Consider the following 3,185-nt stretch of genomic DNA (forward strand, 5'->3'; position numbering starts at 1 on the left):
GTCGTTCCAGATGCCGCGCAGCATCGACGGCCACGGCTGATCCAGCACGAGCAGGCCCGAGGCGTCGTTGCCCAGCGGGGTGCCGTCGTCGTCGACGACCTTCGCCGAGATACCGGGCAGCGGTGCGGTGGCCGCGCCCGGCTTGGTGTCGGTGACGCCGGGCAGGGGCGAGATCATGATGGCGCCGGTTTCGGTTTGCCACCAGGTGTCGACGATGGGGGTGGTGTTGGCGCCGATGACGTCGCGGTACCAGCGCCAGGCTTCGGGGTTGATGGGTTCGCCGACGGAGCCGAGCAGGCGCAGGGTGGTCAGGTTGTGGGCGTCCGGGATCTCACGGCCCCACTTCATGAAGGTGCGGATCAGGGTGGGGGCGGTGTAGTAGATGGTGACGCCGTACTTCTCGATGATCTCGAAGTGGCGGTGTTCAGTGGGGGAGTTGGGGGTGCCTTCGTAGACGACCTGGGTGGCGCGGTTGGCCAGTGGTCCGTAGACGATGTAGCTGTGTCCGGTGACCCAGCCGATGTCGGCGGTGCACCAGTAGACGTCGGTGCCTGCTTTGTGGTCGAAGACGTTGTGGTGGGTGTAGGCGGCTTGGGTGAGGTAGCCGCCGGTGGTGTGCAGGATGCCCTTGGGCTTTCCGGTGGTGCCGGAGGTGTAGAGGATGAAGAGGGGGTGTTCGGCGGGGAAGGCCTGCGCCTCATGGGACGGCGAAGCGTTGCCGACGGTTTCGTGCCACCACAGGTCGCGCCCATCGGTCCACGGCACCTCGGTGCCGACCCGGCGCACGACGAGCACGTGCTCCACCGAGGACGGCACATCGCCCTTGGCCGCGAGCGCCTCGTCGACGGCCTCCTTGAGCGGGGCGGGCTTGCCGCGCCGCCACTGTCCGTCGGTGGTGATGATCAGCCGGGCCTCGGCGTCGTCGACGCGCTGCCGCAGGGCCGTCGGGGAGAAACCGGCGAACACCACCGAGTGGGTCAGCCCGAGCCGGGCGCAGGCCAGCATCGAGACGATCGCCTCGGGCACCATCGGCAGGTAGATCGCCACGCGATCACCCGCTTCGAGGCCGAGCGCGGTGAACGCGTTGGCCGCGCGCGAGACTTCCTCGAGCAGTTCGCGATAGGTGATGTCGCGCGAGTCGCCGGGTTCGCCTTCCCAGTGGATGGCGACCTGGTCGCCGTGCCCGTCGATGACGTGGCGGTCGACGCAGTTGTAGGCGACATTGAGCTCGCCGTCGGCGAACCAGCGCGCGACCGGGGCGTCGCTCCAGTCCAGTACCTGGGTGAAGGGCGTGTGCCAGTGCAGGCGGTGCGCCTGCTCGGCCCAGAAGCCGTCACGGTCGGTCTCGCCGCGCTCGTAGAGGTCGGCGCCCGCGTTGGCGGAGGCGGCGAACTCCGCGCTCGGGGGATACGAATCCTGGTGTCCTGCAGCGGTTTCGGTCATGTCGAATCAGCCTCACATGCCTGGTGCGGTCGGGTCGGTCGCGCGGGGCTCACCCCTGCTCCCTCGAGCGTAGTCAACCCGGTCGCGCTGTCGTCGGCGTTGTGTCGGCCAGGTTTCGGCATGGTCAATCGGGGCCGGTTCATCCGATGACTTCGCGGACAGACCGGCCGGTCGCGGGCTATCGTTTTAAATCAACCGTTCAGCTGATGGTTCCGAGAATTGTTCATTTTTTTCTGCCGAGCATGAGGGGCTCGGCATTTTTTCCTGCGTTTCCGTCGAGTAACCGTACTGATACATGTGAAGCGAAAAAGGCTCGGTTCACTGAAAAACCGGGCCGAAGTGGCTAACCTCCGAGCGTTATGCCACGGGAATCGAACCGGGAGAGAGCGTTGAGATTCATCAGAGCGACCGCGCTGATCGCAGCGGGCCTGGCGGCCACAAGCCTCGGCCTGACCGCGTGCTCGTCCGACGACAGTGCCGACGCGAGCATTGTCACCACCAACGCGGGGGAACCGCAGAATCCGTTGGTACCGACCAACACCAACGAGAACATGGGCGGTCGCGTCGTCGACCGTTTGTTCGCCGGGCTGAAGTACTACGACGCCACCGGTGAGGCGCACGACGAGATGGCGGAGAAGATCGAGACCGTCGATCGCAAGTCGTACCGGATCACCATCAAGCCGAACTGGAAGTTCACCGACGGCACCACGGTGACCGCCAAGTCCTTCGTCGACGCGTGGAACTACGGCGCGCTCGCCTCCAATGCCCAGCTGCAGAGTTACGTGTTCACCCCCATTGTCGGATTCGACGAGGTGAATGCCGAACAGCCCAAGGCGCAGACGATGTCGGGCCTGAAGGTGGTCGACGACCGCACTTTCACCGTCGAACTCAAATCCCCCTCGATCGATTTCGAGAGCGCGCTGGGCTACGCGCCGTTCTATCCGCTGCCCGACGCCGCCTTCAAAGACATGAAGGCCTTCGGCGAGAAGCCGATCGGCAACGGCCCCTACGCCTTCGGCTCGTGGGAGCACAACGTCAAGATCGACTTGACCCCCAACCCGGATTACCCCGGCGGCCGCCCGGCCAAGAACAAGGGCCTGCGGTTCGTCATGTACCAGTCCTTCGACACCGCCTACGCCGATCTGCAGGCGGGCAATCTCGACACCCTCGACACCATTCCCGACAGCGCGCTGACCTCCTACAAGAGCGACCTGGGCGACCGCGCGATCACCAAGCCGACCGCGCAGAACCAGCACATCGGCATCCAGACCAGCGTGCCGCACTTCGCCGGCGAGGAAGGCGTGCTGCGCCGCAAGGCGATCTCGATGGCGATCAACCGCCCGCAGATCATCGACAAGATCTTCAACGGATTGCGCATTCCCGCGCGCGATTTCACCGCATCGACGCTGCCTGGCTTCGACGGCAACCTGCCGGGCTCGGAAGTGTTCGACTACAACCCCGACCAGGCCAAGAAGCTGTGGGCGCAGGCCGACGCGATCTCGCCGTGGTCGGGCAAGTACACGATCACCTACAACTCCGACGGCGGTCACCAGGCCTGGATCGAGGCCGTGGCCAACAGTGTGAAGAACACCCTCGGGATCGACGCGGTGGCCAACCCGGTGCCCACGTTCAAGAACGTGCGTGACGCGGTGAACGCCAAGACCATCGGCACCGCCTTCCGCTACGGCTGGCAGGGCGACTACCCGACGATGATGCAGTTCCTGTCCTCGCAGTACTACAGC

General features: G+C 65.4%; 2 protein-coding genes. One reads left to right on the forward strand and one right to left on the reverse strand.

Going from position 1 to position 3,185, the window contains the following annotated elements:
• On the reverse strand, positions 1-1,443 hold a 1,443-nt coding region (locus ACWDNU_RS44975; protein WP_449673349.1), incomplete at its 3' end, for an acetate--CoA ligase.
• Between the two features lie 389 nt (positions 1,444-1,832).
• Between ACWDNU_RS44975 and ACWDNU_RS44980 the strand changes: the two genes are divergently transcribed.
• Positions 1,833-3,185: peptide ABC transporter substrate-binding protein (locus ACWDNU_RS44980; RefSeq protein WP_449673350.1), on the forward strand; the 1,353-nt coding region annotated here is incomplete at its 3' end.

The organism is Amycolatopsis sp. NPDC003676, from assembly GCF_053587275.1.